At 70.8% G+C, this 904-nt stretch carries 2 protein-coding genes; both read right to left on the bottom strand.

Annotated elements, in window-relative coordinates:
• Positions 1-95 precede the first annotated feature (95 nt).
• Positions 96-458, bottom strand: coding sequence for a hypothetical protein (locus tag D588_RS0117755; RefSeq protein WP_017916930.1), 363 nt, complete (start codon positions 456-458; stop codon positions 96-98).
• Positions 455-904, bottom strand: a 450-nt coding sequence (locus tag D588_RS25265) for a polymer-forming cytoskeletal protein (protein WP_017916929.1), incomplete at its 5' end; no start/stop codon positions are given. The genes D588_RS0117755 and D588_RS25265, both read right to left, overlap by 4 nt.

Genomic DNA, 904 nt, shown 5'->3' with positions numbered 1-904 from the left:
CCTCACCCCAACCCCTCTCCCGATGGGAGAGGGGCCAGGCTTTTACGAATCCCCAATCCCCAATCCCCAATCCCCAATCCCGGCGCCGCAAGGCGCTAATGTTTTCCGCGCTTCCCACCCCGCACCGGCGTCGCCTCGACCGAGAGCGTGAAGCTGCGCTCCTCGCCGTCGAGCATGGCGCCGACGCCGACCAGTTGGCGCTTGATCTCCTCGCCGCGGCCGTTGCGGATGCTCACCAACACGGTGTATTCCCAGGCGCTGCCGTCGGCCGGGTGGCGGATGCTGCCCTCCACGCGCAGTGGCACCAGCGCCGATGGCGCCGACTGCTGCAGCACCGCCGAATCGAAGCGCAGGTGGTGCTTGCACGCCGGGCAGACGCTGGCGCTTTCGAGGATGGTGGCCTTGCAGTGCGGGCAGGTCCGGGTCGCCCCCGGACTGCCGGGACGCGGGCTGCTCATGCGCCGGCGTCGGACTCCGCGGGCTTGCCGCTCTTGCGGGCATGTTTGTCGTCGTCCCAGCCGAAGTCGGCCTGGCCGCGCATGCGCGAGCCGGCGGCCACGGTCAGCGAGCCGGCCTTGACGTCGCCGATCAGCGCGCCGGACGCAAGCAGCTCCACCCGCGAGGCCGATTCGATGTTGCCTTCCAGCTCGCCGGCGATCACCACCTTGTCGGCGCGCACGCCGCCGCTGAGCTTGGCGCCGGTCTCAATGGTGAGGTCGCCCTGCACGTTGACGTCGCCCTTGAACTTGCCGGCGATGCGAATGTGGCCGGTGCCCTCGATCTTGCCTTCGATGCTGATGTCGGCGGCGATCAGCGATTCCTTCGCGGCGGGTGCCGGCGCAGGGGCGCGGGCGGCAGGGGCGGCGGCGGCGACCGCGGCGAGCGGTTCGCCTGGGGCGGCATA

This window comes from Xanthomonas sp. SHU 308 (genome assembly GCF_000364645.1).
Taxonomy (GTDB): Bacteria; Pseudomonadota; Gammaproteobacteria; order Xanthomonadales; family Xanthomonadaceae; genus Xanthomonas_A; species Xanthomonas_A sontii.
The sequence above is the reverse complement of the archived record's forward strand: the minus strand, read 5'-3'. Positions and strand labels throughout refer to the sequence as shown.

What these genes read in the sequence shown, in the direction of transcription:
- D588_RS0117755 (WP_017916930.1), bottom strand. Translation starts at nt 458, where the DNA reads ATGAGCAGCCCGCGTCCCGGCAGTCCGGGGGCGACCCGGACCTGCCCG.